Annotated in this window: 1 protein-coding gene; it reads right to left on the bottom strand. The window is 65.2% G+C overall.

What is annotated here, in order from left to right; translation table 11 throughout:
* Positions 1–359: TRAP transporter substrate-binding protein DctP (gene dctP, locus E0702_RS15910; protein ID WP_165927563.1), on the bottom strand; the 359-nt coding region annotated here is incomplete at both ends.

The raw sequence follows: 359 nt of genomic DNA, 5'->3' as shown, positions 1-359 counted from the left end.
AGGCGCCGGAAGCCGGTGTAGGTCCAGGCAATGATACGCACGCCTGCGTCGTTGATGGTGTTCTCGGTCAGCTCTGCGCCGATCGGACCCTGGGTCAGCTTCTCGGCATCTTCGAGGCTGAGGATGACATAGGGCAGCGAGAACACGCCCACGGTGGGCGAGAAGGGCGTGACGTTGTTGATGGCCAGGATCGACATGTCGAGCGTGCCGATGGCGGCCTCGTTGACGGTGTCCTGCTCGGAGCCGAGCTGACCGTTCAGGAACAGGGTTCCGGTGTGCGCACCGCCCGAAAGTTCTTCGAGCGCGTCGACGAAGGCGAGACCGGTGGCCTCCTGGCGGCTGCCGCCGCTGTCACCGAC

It is taken from the genome of Halomonas marinisediminis (genome assembly GCF_004347715.1).
GTDB classification, from domain to species: Bacteria; Pseudomonadota; Gammaproteobacteria; order Pseudomonadales; family Halomonadaceae; genus Halomonas; species Halomonas icarae.
The sequence above is the reverse complement of the archived record's forward strand: the minus strand, read 5'-3'. Positions and strand labels throughout refer to the sequence as shown.